Source organism: Variovorax sp. RTB1, from assembly GCF_035018765.1.
GTDB lineage: Bacteria > Pseudomonadota > Gammaproteobacteria > Burkholderiales > Burkholderiaceae_C > Variovorax.
On record NZ_JASJXG010000001.1, the window covers coordinates 195,788 to 214,230 of the forward strand.

At 64.6% G+C, this 18,443-nt stretch carries 14 protein-coding genes; 11 read left to right on the forward strand and 3 right to left on the reverse strand.

The window, feature by feature from the left end:
• The first annotated feature begins 42 nt into the window (after positions 1 to 42).
• The 10 genes from QN397_RS00915 to QN397_RS00960 all read left to right on the forward strand — a co-directional run bounded on the left by QN397_RS00915 (position 43) and on the right by QN397_RS00960 (position 14,295).
• Positions 43 to 906 carry a TorF family putative porin gene (locus tag QN397_RS00915; RefSeq protein ID WP_416352185.1) on the forward strand — a complete coding sequence of 288 codons (864 nt, stop codon included), beginning with the start codon at positions 43 to 45 and terminating at the stop codon, positions 904 to 906.
• 64 nt (positions 907 to 970) lie between these two features.
• The gene (gene glnK, locus QN397_RS00920; RefSeq protein ID WP_187053895.1) at positions 971 to 1,309 is read left to right on the forward strand and encodes a P-II family nitrogen regulator; all 339 of its coding nucleotides are present in this window, start codon (positions 971 to 973) and stop codon (positions 1,307 to 1,309) included.
• 26 nt (positions 1,310 to 1,335) lie between these two features.
• Positions 1,336 to 2,880, forward strand: a complete 1,545-nt coding sequence (locus QN397_RS00925) for an ammonium transporter (protein WP_323499817.1) — start codon at positions 1,336 to 1,338, stop codon at positions 2,878 to 2,880.
• A 156-nt stretch (positions 2,881 to 3,036) separates the two neighbouring features.
• Complete coding sequence (locus QN397_RS00930; RefSeq protein WP_323499818.1) at positions 3,037 to 3,963, forward strand: SMP-30/gluconolactonase/LRE family protein; 927 nt, start codon at positions 3,037 to 3,039, stop codon at positions 3,961 to 3,963.
• A gap of 4 nt (positions 3,964 to 3,967) precedes the next feature.
• Positions 3,968 to 5,128 (forward strand): glycolate oxidase subunit GlcE, encoded by a 1,161-nt coding sequence (glcE, locus tag QN397_RS00935; RefSeq protein ID WP_323499819.1) that lies wholly within the window; start codon positions 3,968 to 3,970, stop codon positions 5,126 to 5,128.
• 68 nt (positions 5,129 to 5,196) lie between these two features.
• The gene (glcF, locus tag QN397_RS00940; RefSeq protein WP_323499820.1) at positions 5,197 to 6,426 is read left to right on the forward strand and encodes a glycolate oxidase subunit GlcF; all 1,230 of its coding nucleotides are present in this window, start codon (positions 5,197 to 5,199) and stop codon (positions 6,424 to 6,426) included.
• Positions 6,427 to 6,675: 249 nt separating this feature from the next.
• Positions 6,676 to 12,279, forward strand: coding sequence for an ESPR-type extended signal peptide-containing protein (locus QN397_RS00945; protein WP_323499821.1), 5,604 nt, complete (start codon positions 6,676 to 6,678; stop codon positions 12,277 to 12,279).
• A 72-nt stretch (positions 12,280 to 12,351) separates the two neighbouring features.
• Positions 12,352 to 13,230, forward strand: coding sequence for an OmpA family protein (locus QN397_RS00950; protein ID WP_323497277.1), 879 nt, complete (start codon positions 12,352 to 12,354; stop codon positions 13,228 to 13,230).
• Positions 13,227 to 13,799, forward strand: a complete 573-nt coding sequence (locus QN397_RS00955) for a hypothetical protein (RefSeq protein ID WP_323499822.1) — start codon at positions 13,227 to 13,229, stop codon at positions 13,797 to 13,799. The genes QN397_RS00950 and QN397_RS00955 overlap by 4 nt, the downstream gene beginning before the upstream one ends.
• An 82-nt stretch (positions 13,800 to 13,881) precedes the next feature.
• Complete coding sequence (locus QN397_RS00960) at positions 13,882 to 14,295, forward strand: carboxypeptidase regulatory-like domain-containing protein (RefSeq protein WP_323497275.1); 414 nt, start codon at positions 13,882 to 13,884, stop codon at positions 14,293 to 14,295.
• 42 nt (positions 14,296 to 14,337) lie between these two features.
• On the opposite strand, the gene QN397_RS00965 is transcribed toward QN397_RS00960, so the two are convergent.
• Both QN397_RS00965 and lplT read right to left on the reverse strand, forming a co-directional pair.
• On the reverse strand, positions 14,338 to 14,826 hold the full coding sequence (locus QN397_RS00965; RefSeq protein ID WP_323497274.1) for a glutathione peroxidase: 489 nt from the start codon (positions 14,824 to 14,826) through the stop codon (positions 14,338 to 14,340).
• A gap of 18 nt (positions 14,827 to 14,844) precedes the next feature.
• Positions 14,845 to 16,149, reverse strand: a complete 1,305-nt coding sequence (gene lplT, locus QN397_RS00970; protein ID WP_323499823.1) for a lysophospholipid transporter LplT — start codon at positions 16,147 to 16,149, stop codon at positions 14,845 to 14,847.
• Positions 16,150 to 16,331: 182 nt separating this feature from the next.
• Between lplT and alr the strand changes: the two genes are divergently transcribed.
• Positions 16,332 to 17,420: an alanine racemase gene (gene alr, locus QN397_RS00975; protein ID WP_323499824.1), complete on the forward strand. Its 1,089-nt coding sequence runs from the start codon at positions 16,332 to 16,334 to the stop codon at positions 17,418 to 17,420.
• Between the two features lie 33 nt (positions 17,421 to 17,453).
• Here the strand turns inward: alr and QN397_RS00980 are convergent, their stop codons facing one another.
• Positions 17,454 to 18,431: a 2-dehydropantoate 2-reductase gene (locus tag QN397_RS00980; RefSeq protein WP_323499825.1), complete on the reverse strand. Its 978-nt coding sequence runs from the start codon at positions 18,429 to 18,431 to the stop codon at positions 17,454 to 17,456.
• Between the last annotated feature and the right edge of the window lie 12 nt (positions 18,432 to 18,443).

The following is an 18,443-nucleotide window of genomic DNA, read 5'->3' on the forward strand; positions in this document are numbered from 1 at the left end:
CACTCCAACCCATTCCAAAACCCCCTGAGGAGCTACCCGATGATGCACCGTACCGCCGCCAAGACCCTGGTTGTCCTGGCCACCGCTTTGACCGCGACGGGTGCCGTCCTGGCCCAGACGACACCGGCCGCCGATCCGGCTGCGGCACCTGCGGCGACGTCCCCCCTGACTGCCAACATCTCGCTGACCACGAACTACAAGTTCCGCGGGCAGGACCAGGACACCATCGGCCACAACGGTTTGTACAAGACGCGTGGCGTGAAGCCGGCAGTGCAGGGCGGCTTCGACTACGCCTTCGGCGAAAGCGGCTTCTACGTGGGCAACTGGAATTCCAGCGTCAACTGGCTCTCGGGCAACAGCATCGAGATGGACATCTACGGTGGCTACAAGATGAAGGTCGGCGTGTTCGACCTCGACTTCGGCGTGCTGACCTATGTGTACCCGGGCAACCACCTGGGCAACACCACGGAACTCTACGGCGCTGCCACCTACAGCGACGACGCCCTGGGCGCCTTCACCGCGAAGTACTCGCACACGGTGTCCAAGGACTACTTCGGCTTTGCCGGCGCGGCCAACGGCTCGGGCCTGAAGGGCCGCAACAGCGGCTACCTGAACCTGTCGTATGCCAAGGAAGTCATCCCGCATCTGACGTTGAAGGCTGCTGTCGGCTACACGCGCCTGAGCAGCGACATCCGCAAAAACACGGGCTACAAGAGCTATGTCGACTACAACGTCGGCGCGTCGTGGGACTTTGGCGGTGGCCTGTCGCTGGCCGGTGCGGTGGTCGGTGCCAACAAGAAAGACGCCTACCTGGCGGTCGTGGAACCGGGTTTTGGCCCGATCGGCGCGCAGACCCAGTCGATCAACAAGGCGCAGTTCATCGCCACGCTGACCAAGACGTTCTGACCCTCCAAATAGAAAGCGCGGCGACCGCCGCCGCGCCCGTCGGTTTTATCTCAAGGAGAACATCATGAAGCTGGTTACAGCCATCATCAAACCATTCAAGCTCGATGAAGTGCGCGAAGCACTGTCGGCCATTGGCGTGCAGGGCATTACCGTGACCGAGGTCAAGGGCTTCGGTCGCCAGAAGGGCCACACCGAGCTCTACCGTGGCGCTGAGTACGTCGTCGACTTTCTGCCCAAGGTCAAGATCGAGGCAGCCGTTTCCGACGAGCTGGTCGAGCGCGTGATCGAAGCGGTCGAGGGTGCCGCCCGCACCGGAAAAATCGGCGACGGCAAGATTTTTGTCTACAACCTCGAGCAGGTTGTTCGCATCCGCACCGGCGAAACGGGCCGTGAAGCGCTCTGAGATCAAGGCACGAAAGAACAACTGAAATGAAAAAACTGCTCGTCTCCCTCGCGCTCGGCCTGAGCGTGTTTGCCGCTGGCTCTGCGTTTGTCACCTCGGTGCAAGCGCAGACCCCGGCGCCGGCCGCCGAAGCGGCTGCACCTGCGGCCAGCGCTGCGCCAGCGGCTCCGGCCCCTGCCGCAGCAGCTGCTGCGACTCCGGCAGCCGACGCTGCTGCAGCGCCTGCCGCTGCCGCCCCTGTCATCAAGTTCGACAAGGGCGATGTCAGCTGGATGATGGTGTCCACGCTGCTCGTCATCATGATGACCGTGCCGGGCCTGGCGCTGTTCTACGGCGGCTTGGTCCGCAGCAAGAACATGCTGTCGGTGCTGATGCAGGTCATGGTCACGTTCTCCTTGATCGTGGTGCTGTGGCTCATCTACGGCTACAGCCTGGCGTTCACGGAAGGCAATGCTTTCGTCGGCGGGTTCGACCGGCTCTTCATGAAGGGGATCTTCGATCCGGCCACCGGCGTGTTCGCACCCGGCGCGACCTTCAGCAAGGGCGTCTACATCCCTGAACTGCTGTTCGCTGCCTTCCAGGCCACGTTCGCCGGCATCACCTGCTGCCTGATCGTCGGTGCCTTTGCCGAGCGCGCCAAGTTCGGCGGCATCCTGCTGTTCATGGTGCTGTGGTTCACCTTCAGCTATGCGCCCATCGCGCACATGGTCTGGTTCTGGATGGGCCCTGACGCCTACGCAAGCAAGGAAGTCGTCGACTCGATGAACTCCAAGGCGGGCCTGATCTGGCAGTGGGGCGCGCTCGACTTCGCAGGCGGTACTGTCGTGCACATCAACGCAGCCGTTGCCGGCCTCGTGGGTGCCTTCATGATCGGCAAGCGCATCGGCTTCGGCAAGGAAGCCTTCACGCCGCATTCGCTGACGCTGACGATGGTCGGTGCCTCGCTGCTGTGGGTGGGTTGGTTCGGCTTCAACGCAGGATCGGCCCTCGAAGCCGGCACCAGCGCCGTGCTGGCTTTCATGAACACCTTCTCGGCCACCGCCGCCGCCGTGCTCGCATGGTGCATCGGTGAAGCGCTGCACAAGGGCAAGGCTTCGATGCTGGGTGCCGCTTCGGGTGCTGTCGCCGGCCTCGTCGCCATCACGCCGGCCGCCGGCAACGTCGGCCTCATGGGTGCCATCATCATCGGCTTCGTCGCTGGCTTCGCTTGTCTCTGGGGCGTGACCGGTCTGAAGAAGCTGCTCGGTGCAGACGACTCGCTCGACGTCTTCGGCGTGCACGGTGTCGGCGGTATCGTCGGCGCGTTGCTGACCGGCGTGTTCAACACGCAATCGCTCGGCGGCCCCGGCATCGTCGGCGACTGGGTTACGGCCAGCGTCGTCACCAGCGAAATCGGCCCACAGGTCTGGATCCAGCTCAAGGCTGTGGTGCTGACCATCGTGTGGTCGGGCGTGGTTTCGGTCATCGCCTACAAGATCGCCGACCTGACGATCGGTCTGCGCGTGACGGAAGAAGAAGAGCGCGAAGGCCTCGACATCTCTTCGCACGGCGAGACCGCATACAACAGGTAACCCCCCAAGGGCTTTGCGCACTTCGTGTCGCTTTCCTCCCCCCTGCGGGGGGCGACACCAGCGGATCGGCGAAGCAGGATCCGCGGTGTCTTTGGAATTTAAAGGCCACCTTCCGGTGGCCTTTTTTATGGGCGGCGGTGACGCACAATTACCTCCATGTGGACCACGCTTGACGACAGCCTTTGCGAACTGGGTGAATCGCCGTTCTGGCACCCGGGCGAACGATCTCTTTACTGGCTGGATATCGCTGGACGTGCTGTGTTGCGGACTCGTGGGGACATCGGTGCCGCCGGCGCGACCGTCGAGCGATGGGCGCTGCCCAGCGAGCCGGGCTGCATGGCGCCGGCGCGGCGGGGCGGTTTGGTCATTGCACTGCGCGATGGCATCTACCGGGCCAAGACATGGGGCGGCGCGCTGACGCAACTGGTCGGTGTCGACTACGACACGCGCACCATGCGTTTCAACGATGGCAAGTGCGATCCGCTCGGCCGTTTCTGGGCCGGCACATTGAACGAGGTCAAGGACAAGTCCAACGCCGAGCTCTATTGCCTCGACATGCGTGACGGGCGCGCACCGGCTTTGCAGCGCATGGCCGGTGATGCCATGACCGCCAACGGCCTCGCGTTCTCTCCCGACGCCGGCACCCTGTACTGGTCGGACACGGCGGCGCATGCCATCCGCGCGTGGGACTGGGTGGCCGATTCCAATACGCTGACGCGGCCGCGCGTGTTCGAGCAGTTCGCGGCCAAGCCGGCGGGCTGGACGCCATCGTCGCCGGTGCGCTATGCGGGGCGCCCCGATGGCGCCACGGTCGATGCCGAGGGCCACTACTGGGCAGCGATGTACGAGGGCGGTCAATTGCTGCGCTTCGCGCCCAGTGGCAAGCAGGTCGGCGCCATCGCGACGCCCGTGCAGTGCCCGACCATGCCGTGCCTCGGCGGCGATGATTTGAAGACGCTGTTCGTGACGAGCGTGCGCAAGGGACGTCCCGCAGAGGAACTCGAAGAGCGACCGGCCTCGGGTTGCGTCGTCTCCATGCGCGTCGACACACCGGGGTTGCCGGTGGCGTTCTTCGAGGACTGACACGATGACGAACTCCGTTGAACTCCAGCGCATCGTCGAGCGCGTGCGCGCTGCTGCGGCCGACGCCACGCCGCTCGACATTCGCGGTGGCGGCACCAAGGATTTCTATGGTGAGGTGGCTTCGGGCGAGCCGCTCGCGACCAGCGAGCTCACCGGCATCACGAGCTATGAACCCAGCGAGCTGGTGGTCACCGTCCGTGCCGGCACGCCGCTCGCCGAACTCGAAGCGCTGCTGGCCGACCAGGGCCAATGCCTGCCTTTCGAGCCACCGCGCTTTGCGCATCCGGCCAACCCCGGCGTGCGCGGTGGCACCGTCGGCGGCATGGTCGCTGCCGGCTTGAGCGGGCCGTCGCGCGCCAGCGTGGGGGCGGTGCGCGACTACGTGCTCGGTGCCACGCTGGTTGATGGTCGCGGCGAGGTGCTGCACTTCGGCGGCACGGTCATGAAGAACGTCGCGGGCTATGACGTCTCGCGCGTGCTGGCCGGGTCCCTCGGCACGCTCGGCGTGATCGCTGAGGTGAGCCTGAAGGTGCTGCCCGTCGTGCCGGCCGAAGCGACGATCGAGTTCGCTTGCGAGCAGGCCGATGCATTGCGGCTGATCAATGAATGGGGCGGTCGTCCACTGCCGCTGAACGCCAGCCTGTGGCGACGGCGCGATGGTGCGGGCGTGTTGTCGTTGCGCTTGCGCGGTGCGGTCGCGGCGGTCGACGCGGCGTGCCGTCATCTGGGCGGTGCGCCTCAGGCCACAGAACCCGCTGCAGCCGGCTGGCAATCGTTGCGCGATCAGCAGCATCCGTGGTTCTCCGACCGTGAGGCGAACGGCGGTGCTTCGGCCAACGCGGATGACCTCTGGCGCCTGTCGGTGCCGCAGACTGCGCCGGTGCTCTCGCTCGATGGCTCGCCGTGGATCGAATGGCATGGCGGCCAGCGCTGGTACCAGGCCGGGCAAGGGCAAGCTGAGCGCATGCGCGCAGCCGCCCGCGCGGTCGGCGGTCATGCAACCCTGTTCAGGGCGGGGGGCCGTACCGAAGCGACCGATGCAAGCGCACCGGCTGCAAGGTTCGATGCGCTGAGCGTGCCGTTGGCGCGTATTCATCGCGCGCTAATGAAAGAGTTCGACCCGCACCGGATCTTCAACCGCGGCCGGCTGATGCCGGAAGCTTGAGTCGTCTCGCTTCTTCAGCCAACACGTTAGCCAACACAGCCAGCTATCAAGGCCAGCCACTACCCCACATGCAAACCGAACTCGCCGCTGAATTTCGTGACACCGCAGACGGACAAGAGGCTGAAGCCATCCTGCGCAAGTGCGTGCACTGCGGCTTCTGCACCGCCACTTGTCCGACCTATCAATTGCTGGGCGACGAACTCGACGGCCCGCGTGGCCGCATCTACCTCATCAAGCAGGTGCTCGAAGGCAAGCAGCCGACGCGCAGTACGCAAGTGCATCTGGACCGTTGCCTGACCTGCCGCAACTGCGAAACGACCTGCCCGAGCGGTGTGCAGTACGGCCACCTGGTCGACATCGGCCGGAAGATCGTCGACCAAAAAGTGCCACGTCCCGCAATGGAATCGGCCACGCGCTGGCTGTTGAAAGAAGGCCTGCCGTCGCCGCTCTTTGGACCGGCCATGAAGGTCGGCCAGGCCGTGCGCGGACTGCTGCCCGCCGCGCTGAAAGCCAAGGTGCCCGCCAAGCAGGACGCCGGTATCTGGCCGACGACCCAGCACGCGCGAAAGGTGCTCATGCTGTCCGGTTGCGTGCAGCCGTCGATGATGCCGAACATCAACAGCGCCACCGCGCGTGTGCTCGATGCTGCGGGCATCCAGACCGTCATCGCCAGAGAGGCCGGTTGCTGCGGTGCGTTGAAGTTTCACCTCAACGACCAAGAGGGCGGTAAAGCGAACATGCGCACCAATATCGACGCGTGGTGGCCACACGTGGAACGCGACGAAGTCGAAGCCATCGTGATGAACGCATCCGGCTGCGGCGTCACGGTACGCGAATACGGGCACATCCTGCGCGACGATCCGGCATACGCGGCCAAGGCCCGACGCATCAGCGAACTGACCAAAGATCTGAGCGAGCTGTTGCCCGACCTGGTGCCCGTGCTCAGGGCGCGTGTGAAGCCGCCCGAGGGCGTTATCGCCTACCACCCGCCATGCACCTTGCAGCACGGCCAAAAGCTGCGTGGGGGCGTCGAAGTCAACTTGCGCGCGCTAGGGTTCGATGTGCGCGTCTCGCTCAACGAAGCGCATCTTTGCTGCGGCTCGGCCGGGACGTATTCGGTGCTGCAGCCCGAGCTCGCTTATCCGCTGCGCGATCGCAAGCTCGGCAACCTGAACCAACTTCAACCGAGCGTCATCGCCTCGGCGAATATCGGCTGCATCACGCATTTGCAGAGCGGCAGCGGCGTGCCGGTGAGGCATTGGATCGAGTTGCTCGACGCTGCGATTTCTGCGGATTGACCCGGTAGTTAGAGAAGAGTCAAAGAAGCGTCTTCCGTGGCGTTTCTTAACATTTAATTTCTTTTCGGAAACATTGAGGTGACACTTGCGGCGAGCGCAATTGTTAAATGCTTCACGCATCGTTAAAGAGAGTTGCAGCTCCACCTGAGACCGCGACTTAGTACCCACGTCTCGCGAGAATGCGACCAGATACTCGCGCCCCACTGCCAAGGCACTTTTTGACCGCGGCATCAATCAGGGGAAGCGACGATGAACCGGTCATTTAAGAGCATCTGGAGCGAAGCGCAAGGTGCGTGGGTCGCGGTGTCGGAAGTTGTTGGAGGGCGCGGGAAAAAGAGTCGCAGTGGTGCAACCTCTGGCCTCGTTGCGTTGTCGGTCACGATGGCCTTGTTGGCCGTGCCTGCGGCTGCGCAGACTCTCATCGTAAACTCCGGTATCAACAGTGGCGGCGATGCAAGTGCTGTAGCCGAGATCGGTCAAGCGGGCGGCTCTGCGCAGGGGTTTTTGACAGCCCGCGTGCCTTTGACGGCCGCAAATGTTTTCGGCCTGACCGGCAACACCATGACCGCCGGCATGCAGGTCTACAACACGGCCACAACCACCGGCGCGAACGGTGTCAGCCCGGGCTTGTACACGTGGAACGGCGCCCAATGGATTTCCAATAGCGAGGTGCCGTACGTTCATGCCAATTCAAACGTGGTTGGCAATTCGACCTTGACAAATTCAGGCGCCATCGGTGCCGAGAGTGTCGCCATCGGACCGCTCGCTGTGGCGGCGGGTGCCAACAGCGTCGCTGTCGGCAACGGCGCCGCGGCCAACACATCCGGCATTGCGATCGGACTTAACGCCAACGCTTCCGGCAGCAACGGCGCCATCGCGATTGGTGGTTCCGACCAGCCTGCCGCCCCCAACACCGCCGGAAAAATGGGTACTGCTGTCGGCTTCGGCAGTTCGGCACTGGCCACCGACTCCAACGGCTTCATCAACGACCACCAGGGCGGATCGGCTTTCGGCGGCTACGCGAAAACCACTGGCGGCTCCTACAACACGGCACTGGGCTACCGGGCACAGGCCACCGGTGCCGGTGACTCGATCCTGGGCGACGGCTACGCGACCTCGGTCGGCGGGTTCAGCTCGGCCGTCGGCACGGCTTCCACGGCCCTGGGTGCTTCCAGCAACGCTAGCGGCACCGGTGCGACGGTGGTCGGCACCTTCAGCAAGGCCACGGGCAACGGCGCCATTGCCATCGGCGGCGGATCGCTCTTTACCTCCACCTCGGCGTCGGGCGTCAGCGCCATCGCCATCGGCACAGGCGTCGGCACGGCGTTCGACCGCGCCACCGCCATTGGTATCGGAACCAAGGCCGGCAGTATCTCCTCGGTCGCCATCGGCGACACGGCCACCACCGGCGCCACAGGCCAGAACGTCGCCATCGGCGCGACCACCAACGCCAATTCGGGCAGCGCCACCGGTGGCGCGGTTGCCATCGGGCGGGGTCAGACTGCCGTCGGCGACGGCGCTGTCGCGATTGGCGACCCGAACACCGCGACCGGCAACGGTGCGGTGGCTTTTGGGCGCAACAACACGGCGACCGGCAACGGGGCGGTGGCTTCGGGCGACACCAACACCGCCATCGGCGATGGATCGGTTGCTGTCGGCGCCAATTCCAGTGCCAATGCGGGTTCATCGACCGGTGTGGGGGCCGTGGCCGTCGGCGCGAACGCCAATGCGGCCTATGCCAACAGCGTGGCACTGGGGTCGGGTTCCAACACCAGCGCGACGCTTGCCGCACTCACAGCGAATACCGCTTACAACCCTGCCACCGGAACGCTCGCGGGCACGACGCCAGTGGGTGAAGTGTCCGTTGGTGCAGCCGGTGCCGAACGCCGCATCACCAATGTGGCGGCGGGTTCGGTGGCGACCGATGCCGTTAACGTAAGTCAGTTGACTTCGTTGAGTCAGGTCGTTGCCGCCGGCAAAATCAAATACTTCAGCGTCAACTCCGTGGGCGGGACCAATGCAGACAACCTCGGTGCCATTGGCCTGGATGCCATCGCCATCGGTGTGGACGCAAAAGCGGTGGGCGACACTACGGTTGCATTGGGCTCAGACGCGGTCAGCGCGGGCAAGCAGGCGGTGGCCATCGGACTGCGGGCCAATGCCTCTGCGCAGCAGGCGATTGCCATCGGCAGCGATGCACTCGCAACTGATTTTTACGCCACGGCTGTCGGAACCGGTAGCCAAGCGACCAATTACCTTGCCACGGCCTTGGGGGCTGGAAACCTTGTCAGCGGCTCTTCTAGCACCGGAGTCGGCTCGTACAACACGGTGAGCGGAAACAACTCGGCGGCGGTTGGAACAGGCAACACAGTTGCGTCGAACAACGCCGTTGTGCTGGGCAACAACGTGACCGTTGCCGCGGGCCTCGATGGCGCCGTCGGCATTGGCAACAACAGCACAGTGACGGCATCGACCGTGGCTTCGTACAACCCAGGCGCGGGCACTGTAAGCGGCACGGCTATCGGTAGCAACGTTGTCAGCGTGGGCAGCGCAGGTGGCGAGCGGCGCATTACCAATGTGGCTGCGGGCGGGGCCCCTACGGACGCCGTCAATGTGAGCCAACTCAAGGCGGTCAGTGCAGCGGCATCTGCGATCGACTTCCCGATTCGGTCTGGCAATACCGGTCCCTTTACGACTTCGGCGACGGGTAAGGACAGTCTCGCCGTCGGCTCGACTGCAGCGGCCACCAGCGGCAACGGTACGGCCGTGGGCGAGGCCAGTCGTGCGTATTCGTTCTCGACTGCACTCGGCTACAACGCCAACGCAGCGGGCCAGAACAGCATGGCGCTCGGTGCTAACAGCCTCGCTGCAGGCACTCAGCAAACTGTGATCGGAATCGGTGCCAAATCCGACATTCTTTCGACCCAGTCCACAGTCATCGGTGAGGGCGCCTCGGCGACCAACGCCGCTTTCAGCACGGTCGTGGGCGCGGGCGCGGTAAGCACCGGCAATACCAACTCGGTCTTCGGTTACGGGGCTTCTGCGACCAACGTCACCAACGCCACCGCGATCGGCGAAGGTGCGTCGGTGACGGGCTCGGCAGGCATTGCACTGGGGTCCGGCGCTGCTGCGACCGGCAATCTGACCACGGCCATCGGCGTGGGCGCCGCATCGAGTGGCAGCACCGGCATCGCACTGGGCCTGAACGCCGTCAACACGGTCGACAACTCGGTCGCATTGGGAGCGAATGCATTCGACAGCGCTACTGCCAGCGTAACGACTGCGGGGACGACGGCCTACAACAGCAGCGTCATTGCCGGCAAGACCTTCAACTACGCGGGCGGTACGCCAATCGGTGTAGTTTCCGTCGGTGGTCCAGGCGCCGAACGACGCATCCAGAACGTCGCGGCCGGCCTTATCAATTCGACCAGCACGGATGCTGTCAATGGGAGTCAGTTGAATGCTGTAGCAGCTCAGACGGCCGCCATCGACTTCCCAATTCGGTCGGGCAATGCCGGCCCGTACGCCACCTCGGCGACGGGTGTGAACTCGCTGGCTGTGGGTGCCAGCGCAACCGCAGGTGCGGCGGGTGCCACCGCCCTCGGTGAGGGCGCGAACGCCAACCGTGCCGACAGCATCGCCATTGGACGCAATGCACGCGTCAAAACGGTGGTGACACCGCAAACCGTGGCTGGCGACATTGCGATCGGGGCCGACTCGGCGGCAGCCAACTATGGCTTCAGCTCTTCCGGCGGCGTTTTCGTGGCGGCGGTTGCTCTGGGCTCCAAGGCCAACGCGGCCGGGAGCGGCGCCGTGGCGGTCGGTGGCAACACCTTCGCGACCAATGGTTCGGTCGCAGTTGGCGCGGGCGCTATTGCGGGTGCGACGCCCTTCGGAACTGCACAAGCAACGAACCTGTCTCAGATTGCCATCGGCAGCGGTGCCAGAGCGGGAGCGAACACTACTGATTTTGGCGGGACCAATTCGATTGCTATCGGCAATCAAGCGGTTGCCAGCGTGGCCAATGAACACGACACGATCGCGATCGGAAATTTTGCGCGCGCAGCGGCCGCTGACACCATCGCTCTAGGTACCTTCTCCAACGCAAATGCGGGAGGTGCATTGGCCTTTGGCCGCTTTGCTTCAGCGCAGACCGCCGGAGCAATTGCCATTGGCTACGGAAGTATCGCCAACGCATCTGTAGACGACGTGGCGCTGGGTTCCGGTTCGGTCACGGCAGCACCCAATCCCACCAACAGCGCGACAGTCAACGGCCATACGTACGGACCATTCGCCGGCAGCGCACCGACCAGCGTGGTCAGCGTGGGCACCGGCGTTGCCGGTGGTGAAAGGCAGATCACGAACGTCGGGGCAGGGCGGATCACTGCATTGAGCACCGACGCGATCAATGGCAGCCAGCTGTATGCGGTGGCCGACGCGCTGACGTCCACGGTTGCGGCCGGCGCTACGCATTACTACAGCGTCAATTCCGCAGATCAAACCGCTGGCTCCAACTATGCCAACGACGGCGCGACCGGTACAAATGCCTTGGCTGCCGGCGTGGGTGCCTTGGCATCGGGCGGTCAAACCACGGCGATCGGCAATGGTGCGAACGCAGCAGTCGCAGGCGGCGTCGCGCTCGGCTCCGCTTCCGTTTCCGACCGAGCCCTCGTGCCCAGCACCGGCATCCTCGCGGCCGGCAATTTCATGGTCCCCTACAACACCACCGACCGCACCCTGCTCGGCGCCGTGTCGGTCGGCAACGCCACGAGCTACCGTCAGATCACCAACGTGGCCGACGGCACGCAGTCGCAAGACGCGGTCACGGTGCGTCAGTTGACCGGTGCGTTGCAGTCTTTCGCGGTCACGCCGACCAAGTACTTCCACGCCAATTCCGCGGCGGCGGACTCGCTGGCCGTCGGTAATGAATCGGTGGCGGTCGGTCCGCAAACGGTGGTCAACGGCAACAACGCGATCGGCATCGGCAATGGGGCGACGGTGCAGATTTCGGCACCGGGGAGCATCGCGATCGGTCAAGGTGCCAACACGCAGTTGGCCGACTCGATTGCCATGGGTACCAATGCGTCGGCCGCAGCGGTGCAGGGCATTGCGTTGGGTGCCGGCAGCATTGTCAACGTGGCAGGCGGCGTGGCATTGGGTGCCGGCTCGATCGCCAGCACGGCGGCAGGCGCCAAGGGCTACGTCCCCACCGGCGCCAGCGTGGCACAGACCGCAGCGGTCAATGCCACCACCAGCACGTTGGCAGGTGTGTCGGTCGGCAATGCGGCCTCGGGTCAGCTGCGCCAGATCAACGGCGTGGCCGCAGGCTCGGTCGACAGCGACGCGGTCAACGTGAGTCAGTTGAAGGCGGTGCAGACTTCCGTGACCACGCTGGACAACAACGCGGTCAAGTACGACACCACCACCGCCGGCACGACCAACTACAACTCGGTCAACCTGGGCAACAGCAACTCTACTGGGCCGGTCACGCTGGGCAACGTGGCCAACGGCGTAGCACCGAACGATGCGGTGAACGTGCAGCAGCTGAACGCGGGCGTGGCGTCTGCCAATGCGTACACAGATGCGCGCGTCAACGGGCTGCAAGGGAACATCGACGGTGTGGCCCGGAAAGCCTACGCCGGCGTGGCGTCGGCGATGGCACTGGAAAGCGCCCCGTACATCGCGGGCAAGACGACCTATGCGGCTGGCATGGGTTACTACCAAAGCCAGGGTGCGGTCGGCATCGCGTTGCGTCGCACGGCGGACAACGGACGATGGAGCGTGACGGGTGGCGTGTCGGCCAGTGCGGGCGGCGTGGCGGTGCGCGCGGGCGTGTCGGGGATTTGGGACTGACGGGATGAGAGCGACCACCACTTCATTCGCATCCAACTCCTCCTTCATCCCACTTTTCCGGAGATAGACACCATGTCATCGCACTCATCTTTTCGTTTCGTTCGCGCCACCTTCGGCCTGGTGGTGCTCACGTGTGCCGGCCTCGTGGCTTCGGCGCAGCAAGCGCAACCTGCGGCGTCCGCCGCGGCCGCAGGCGAGGTCAACTTTCCGTCGCTCGACAGCTCGTATCTCAAGACCGGATCGTTCGTCGGCCCCGACCATGTGCGGCGCATCACGCCCGGTTTGAGCAAGGACCAAGTGCGGCTCGAACTCGGCAATCCGCAGTACAGCGAAGGCCTCTTCGGTGTCCGCGAATGGGACTACGCCTTCAACTTCTACACGGGCAAGGGCAATGAGTACATCACCTGCCAATTCAAGGTGAAGTTCGATCTGGTCGACGATGTCTATCGCGCGGCCAGCACGCACTGGAAAGGCGTTGCCTGCGAACGCTATCTGAATCCGGTGGTGATGGCGCAAGCCGTTCCGGTGGTGATGGCCGCACCGGCGCCGGCACCCGTGCCCACCACGCGCCGCCTGACATTGGGCGCCGATGGTCTGTTCAAGTTCGCCAAGTCCGGTTTCAACGATCTGCTGCCTGCAGGTCGCGGCCGGCTCGAAGCACTGGCGTTGGAACTGCGTCGCGACGGCGTCGTGCTCAGCTCGATCATCATCACCGGCCACACGGACCGCATCGGTTCCGACGCGTCCAACGTGACGTTGTCGCAAGCGCGTGCCAGCACCGTGCGCAACTACCTCATCGGCAAGGGCCTTGACGGCAAGCTGGTGCGTGCCTACGGTGCCGGAGAAACGCAGCCAGTGACGCAATGCGCCGGCGAGCGGGTCACGCCCGAACTGGTGGCTTGCTTGCAACCGAACCGCCGCGTCGATATCGAAGTCGCGGGGCAGCAATGACAGCGCGGGGCGCGCCAGCTGAGTCGCGTCGCGGCGGCCGCATTCGTGCCTCGCTCCTGTGCAGTTTGCTGGTCTGTTCCACGCTGGTGTCGGCAAAGGTTCAGCAGGCTCAGCCGGTTGCACCAGCCCCGCCGTCGCGCAATGCGCTGGAGCAATTGACCGCGCAAGCCGGCATCGGTACATGCATGAGCACGATGCATCGCGTCGCACCGGCCCTGACCGGGCCCGAAGGCGCTTTCGCCGCCATGCTGATGACCAACCCGGTAGCGCCCGATGCCTCCGCGTTTGCAGCGTCGGTCGAGCGCGCCGAGCCGACGGGCACGCGCTTCGTCAGCGCGGTGTTCGCACCGACCGGGCGTGGCGGGTGCGACGTGGGCTACGACATGATCGACGTGTGGGGCAAGCCGTGCGCGCAAGTTGCGGTGCAGGACCTCGGCTACGCCAAGCCGCTCGATGTCGTGGGCAAGTCGATTGGCGTCGTCCCGATCAGCCCGACGCATCACATCTACCTGATGCCTACGGCCGGCAACGGCTGTGTCAGCATCACCAAGGAACTGCTGTTTCCCTGACCTGGTCTGGCGCTCCGGTCCGACCCTGAACGCCGGCAGTTGCGGCGACGCTTGAGTTCCCTGATTCAAGGAATGTCTGACCATGTTCAATAAAACCCGGATCGCTTTTGTCGCCGCAGCCTGCCTGGTGTTGCCCGGCGTCACAACAATCGCTGCGGCGCAATCCGCTATGCCGGCCATGCGTGGCGAGGGCGCCGCGCGCTACGTCTGCGGCGGCATCGGCTCCGACGAATCGACAGCCTTTCGCGCCGCCATGAAGGAGCATCCGCTGGCACTGTTGTTCGCGCGTGCCGACGGCGCTTACGAGGCCGACGTCGCGGTCAGCATTCAGAACGAAAACAACGTGACCGCGTTGGCGTTTCGCGCCAACGGGCCGGTATGCCTGATCGATCTCCCTGCCGGAAAGTACGTCGTCAACGCCGATGCTGGCAGCGCTTCCAAGAAGCAGGCGGTCACCGTGGGTGGCGGGTCGAAGTCGGTCGACTTCCGCTTTTGATCTGACGTGAGCTGGCGCCGCCTTGCGCGGGCGCCGTGTCTGTCAGGCCGTAGCCAGCGCCTTCTCAATGTCGCGCTCCATCGATGACGGCGTGTCGAGCGGCGCATAGCGCTTCAACACGCTGCCGTCGCGCGCCAACAAAAACTTGGTGAAGTTCCACTTGATGGCCGTGCTGCCGAGCAAGCCAGGCTTCTCCTTGCTGAGCCACTGGTACAGCGGTGCAGCGCCGCTGCCGTTGACGTCGATCTTCTCCATCATCGGAAAGCTGACGCCGTAGTTCTTGGTGCAGAACGCGCCGATCTCTTCGTTGCTGCCGGGGTCTTGCGAGCCGAACTGGTTCGACGGAAAGCCAAGCACCGTCAGGCCTTGCGCAGCGTACTTTTCATGCAGTTTTTCGAGCCCCTCGAACTGCGGCGTAAACCCGCATTTGCTCGCGGTGTTGACGATGAGCAAGACCTTTCCGCGATAGCTTGAAAGCTGCACGCTCTTGCCATCGATCTGGGTTGCGTCGAAATCGTAGACGGTGGTCATGTGGTGTGTCTTCCTGGGTCAGTGGTGTTTGTCGCTGCGCGCGATGGCAAGCAGATGCTGCACCTCTTCCGGGTATTTCCGCAAGTTGCTCAGATGCCAGCGGCGAATGAGCCACATGAAACCGGCGACCAGTCCGCCGAAAGCGGTGATGGCGGCGTTGGCCGACAGGCCGAGGCCGGTGCACGCGCTGTAAAAACCACCGAGCAGCAAAATGCAGGCTTGCTCGTTGAAGTTTTGTACGGCGATCGAACGGCCAGCGCCCATCAGGTTGTGGCCGCGATGCTGCAGCAGCGCGTTCATCGGCACCACCAGAAATCCGCCGCATCCGCCCAACAAAATCAGGAACGGCACAGCAAGCCACACGTTGCCGATAAAGATCATGCAGATCACCAGCACGCCCATGCCGATGCCCATCGGAATGACCTGCGTAGCGGTGTCGAGCCGCATGCGCATCGACGCCGCTACAGCGCCGACCGCCATGCCGATGGTGACCACGCCGGTCAGCCAGGACGCCTGCGTCGTGTTGTAGCCGAGTGCCACCGAACCCCAGGCGATGACGATGTACTTCAAGTTGCCGCCAGCGCCCCAGAAAAGCGTGGTGGTCGCGAGCGAAATCTGGCCGAGCTTGTCGCGCCAGAGGCGTGCATTGCAGTGCCAGAAGTCGGGCAACAACGATGCGATGTTGCGCACCAGGCCATGCTGCTTGTTGCTGCGCAGCGACCGCATCTCCACGCCCGTGTGCGGGATGCGCGTGTTGAACCAGGCCGCCAATGCGTAGACGAAGATCAGCACGCTGATCGCGGCGGCCGGCGGCGTGTCGACGCCGGTGTCGATGAACGGCAGATCGAACCGCAGCAGATGGCTCGACACCGTGTGCCCGACCAGCGTGCCGCCGAGCACGATGCCCAGCAGGATCGATGCGATCGTCAGCCCTTCGATCCAGCCGTTGGCCTTGACCAGTTGCGATGCCGGCAACAGCTCGGTCAGGATGCCGTACTTGGCCGGTGAGTACGCCGCGGCGCCGAGCCCGACGATGGCATACGACAGCAAGGGATGCGTGCCGAACAACATCATCAGACACCCGACCACCTTGATCGCATTGCTGATGAACATCACTTTGCCCTTGGGCAAAGCGTCTGCGAAGGCACCGACCAGCGGTGCCAGCACCACATAGAAGACCGCGAAGATCGGCACCAGCGCGGCACGCTGCCATTCGGGTGCGCCGGCACTTCTCATCAGTTCGACGGCGGCCACGAAAAGCGCTTGGTCGGCCAGTGACGAAAAGAACTGGGCCGACATGATCGTGTAAAAACCGCGCTTCATCGAGGGGCTGAATGGCCAGAGAGGGGGCTGCTGGCAATAGTGAAAAAAAGGCTTCCGCTACAGGCGGATGGGCGGTTATAGCATGGGGTTGCGATGCCAAAATGAGCACTACCACCCGTGTTTTCTGTGGGCATTGCGCCTTTTTTCGCACATTCTTTTGCACATTCAAAAACGAGTCCGAGATGCCCCGTCCGATTCTTGCCACCGTTCACGCCGACGCACTGCGCCACAACCTCGAGCGTGCGCGTCGTGCCGCGCTCGATTCGCGCGTGTGGGCGGTGGTCAAGGCCAACGCTTACGGCCATGGCATTGAACGCGTGTTCGACAGCTTTCGCGGCGCCGACGGTTTCGCGCTGCTCGACCTGGCCGAAGCCGAGCGGGTCCGCGCGCTCGGCTGGCGCGGTCCGGTGCTGCTGCTCGAAGGCGTGTTCGAGCCGCGCGACCTCGAACTTTGTTCCCGCCTCGACCTCTGGCACACCGTGCATTGCGACGCGCAAATCGACATGCTCGCCGCGCACAAGACGCAGGCACCGCAACGCGTTTTCCTGAAAATGAACTCCGGCATGAACCGGCTCGGTTTTGCACCGTCGCGTTTCAGGTCGGCCTGGACGCGACTCAACGCGTTGCCGCAGGTCGACGAGATTTCGCTCATGACGCACTTCAGCGACGCCGACGGCGCGCGTGGCATCGCGCATCAGCTCGAAGTGTTCGAAGACGCCACGCGCGACTTACCCGGCGAGCGCTCGATCGCAAACAGTGCCGCCACGCTGCGGCACCCGGCACTGGCCCGCGGCGATTGGGTGCGGCCCGGCATCGTGCTGTATGGCAGCGCGCCGGATTTCCCGGAGCACGACGCGTCACACTGGCAACTGCGGCCCGGCATGACGCTCTCCACGCGGCTGATCGCGTTGCAGACGCTGCAGGCCGGCGACACCGTCGGCTACGGCTCCAGCTTCACCGCCGAAGGGCCGCTGCGCATCGGCGTGGCGGCGGTGGGTTATGCCGACGGCTATCCCCGGCACTGCACCACCGGCACGCCGGTGCTGGTGAACGGGGTGCGCACGCGCATGGTCGGGCGCGTCAGCATGGACATGATCACGGTCGACCTCACGCCCGTGCCGGACGCAGGTTTCGACAGCGACGTCACGCTGTGGGGCCGCGCCGCCAACGGCACGCTGCTGCCGATCGACGAAGTTGCGCGCGCGGCAGGCACGGTCGGCTATGAGCTGATGTGCGCGGTGGCGCCGCGGGTTCCGTTCGCGGTCGACTGAGCGGGCCGACTTCGCGAGCGACTCAGCGCAGACTCAATAAAGCCCGAGCTCCCGACCCTTGAGCCGTGCCAGCCCGAGCAGCGCATCGGTGAACGGTGTCGGCACCTTCGTCAGCTGCCCGAGTTCACGCACCACGCTCACCAGCGCATCGAGCTCGATGGCGCGATGCGCCTCCACATCCTGCAGCATCGAGGTCTTGAACGCGCCGAGCTTGCGCGTGACGGCATGCCGGTCTTCCGGGCTGTCGGTGATCGAGATGCCGATGCGCGCGCCGATCTCCTTGGCCTCCAGCATCACCGCTGAAATAAAGCCGAGCACCAGATCGTCGGACATGATCTTGTCGGTGGTGGCGCCGGTCAGTGCGCTGATGGGGTTGACCGTCATGTTGCCCCACAGCTTGAACCAGATGTCTTTTTGGACCTGCGGCGACACGCTGCATTCGATGCCGGCACGGGTCAGCAGCGCCGCCAGTTCGGTCACGCGCGGTGAGGCGCCACCGGCCGGCTCGCCGATGATGAGCCGGTTGCCGAAGTGGTGCCGCACCACGCCGGGCGCGTCGAGCGAGCAGCTCGCATGCACCACGCCGCCGATCACATGTGACGCCGGGATGGCGGCGGCGATGGCGCCGTCGGGATCGACCGCTGCCAGCCTCGAGCCGGCCAGCGTGCCGCCGAAGCCGCCTTCGAGGAACCACCAGGGCACGCCGTTCATCGCGGTCAACACGATGGTGTCGGGACCGATCAATGGTGCGATCTGCGCAGCCACGCCAGCCAGCGCCGGCGCCTTCACCGCGACCACCACCAGGTCTTGTGGTCCGAACTCGGTTGGGCTCGCCACTGCGTGGACCGGCACGTGCAGCCGCTCGTCGCCACGCACGAGCGACAGGCCGTTCCGTTGCAAGGCATCGAGCGTCGCGCCGCGTGCCACGACGTTGATCCGTTCACCAGCTTGGGCAAGGGCGACGCCGATCCATCCGCCGATTGCGCCGGCACCGTAGATGCAGATTTTCATGATGTCAGAGGT

Excerpts from the sequence above, each read along its gene's own strand:
- QN397_RS00915 (WP_416352185.1), top strand. The coding sequence starts at position 43 with ATGCACCGTACCGCCGCCAAGACCCTGGTTGTCCTGGCCACCGCTTTG.
- glnK (WP_187053895.1), top strand. The coding sequence starts at position 971 with ATGAAGCTGGTTACAGCCATCATCAAACCATTCAAGCTCGATGAAGTG.
- QN397_RS00925 (WP_323499817.1), top strand. The coding sequence starts at position 1,336 with ATGAAAAAACTGCTCGTCTCCCTCGCGCTCGGCCTGAGCGTGTTTGCC.
- QN397_RS00930 (WP_323499818.1), top strand. The coding sequence starts at position 3,037 with ATGTGGACCACGCTTGACGACAGCCTTTGCGAACTGGGTGAATCGCCG.
- glcE (WP_323499819.1), top strand. The coding sequence starts at position 3,968 with ATGACGAACTCCGTTGAACTCCAGCGCATCGTCGAGCGCGTGCGCGCT.
- glcF (WP_323499820.1), top strand. The coding sequence starts at position 5,197 with ATGCAAACCGAACTCGCCGCTGAATTTCGTGACACCGCAGACGGACAA.
- QN397_RS00945 (WP_323499821.1), top strand. The coding sequence starts at position 6,676 with ATGAACCGGTCATTTAAGAGCATCTGGAGCGAAGCGCAAGGTGCGTGG.
- QN397_RS00950 (WP_323497277.1), top strand. The coding sequence starts at position 12,352 with ATGTCATCGCACTCATCTTTTCGTTTCGTTCGCGCCACCTTCGGCCTG.
- QN397_RS00955 (WP_323499822.1), top strand. The coding sequence starts at position 13,227 with ATGACAGCGCGGGGCGCGCCAGCTGAGTCGCGTCGCGGCGGCCGCATT.
- QN397_RS00960 (WP_323497275.1), top strand. The coding sequence starts at position 13,882 with ATGTTCAATAAAACCCGGATCGCTTTTGTCGCCGCAGCCTGCCTGGTG.
- QN397_RS00965 (WP_323497274.1), bottom strand. The coding sequence starts at position 14,826 with ATGACCACCGTCTACGATTTCGACGCAACCCAGATCGATGGCAAGAGC.
- lplT (WP_323499823.1), bottom strand. The coding sequence starts at position 16,149 with ATGAAGCGCGGTTTTTACACGATCATGTCGGCCCAGTTCTTTTCGTCA.
- alr (WP_323499824.1), top strand. The coding sequence starts at position 16,332 with ATGCCCCGTCCGATTCTTGCCACCGTTCACGCCGACGCACTGCGCCAC.
- QN397_RS00980 (WP_323499825.1), bottom strand. The coding sequence starts at position 18,431 with ATGAAAATCTGCATCTACGGTGCCGGCGCAATCGGCGGATGGATCGGC.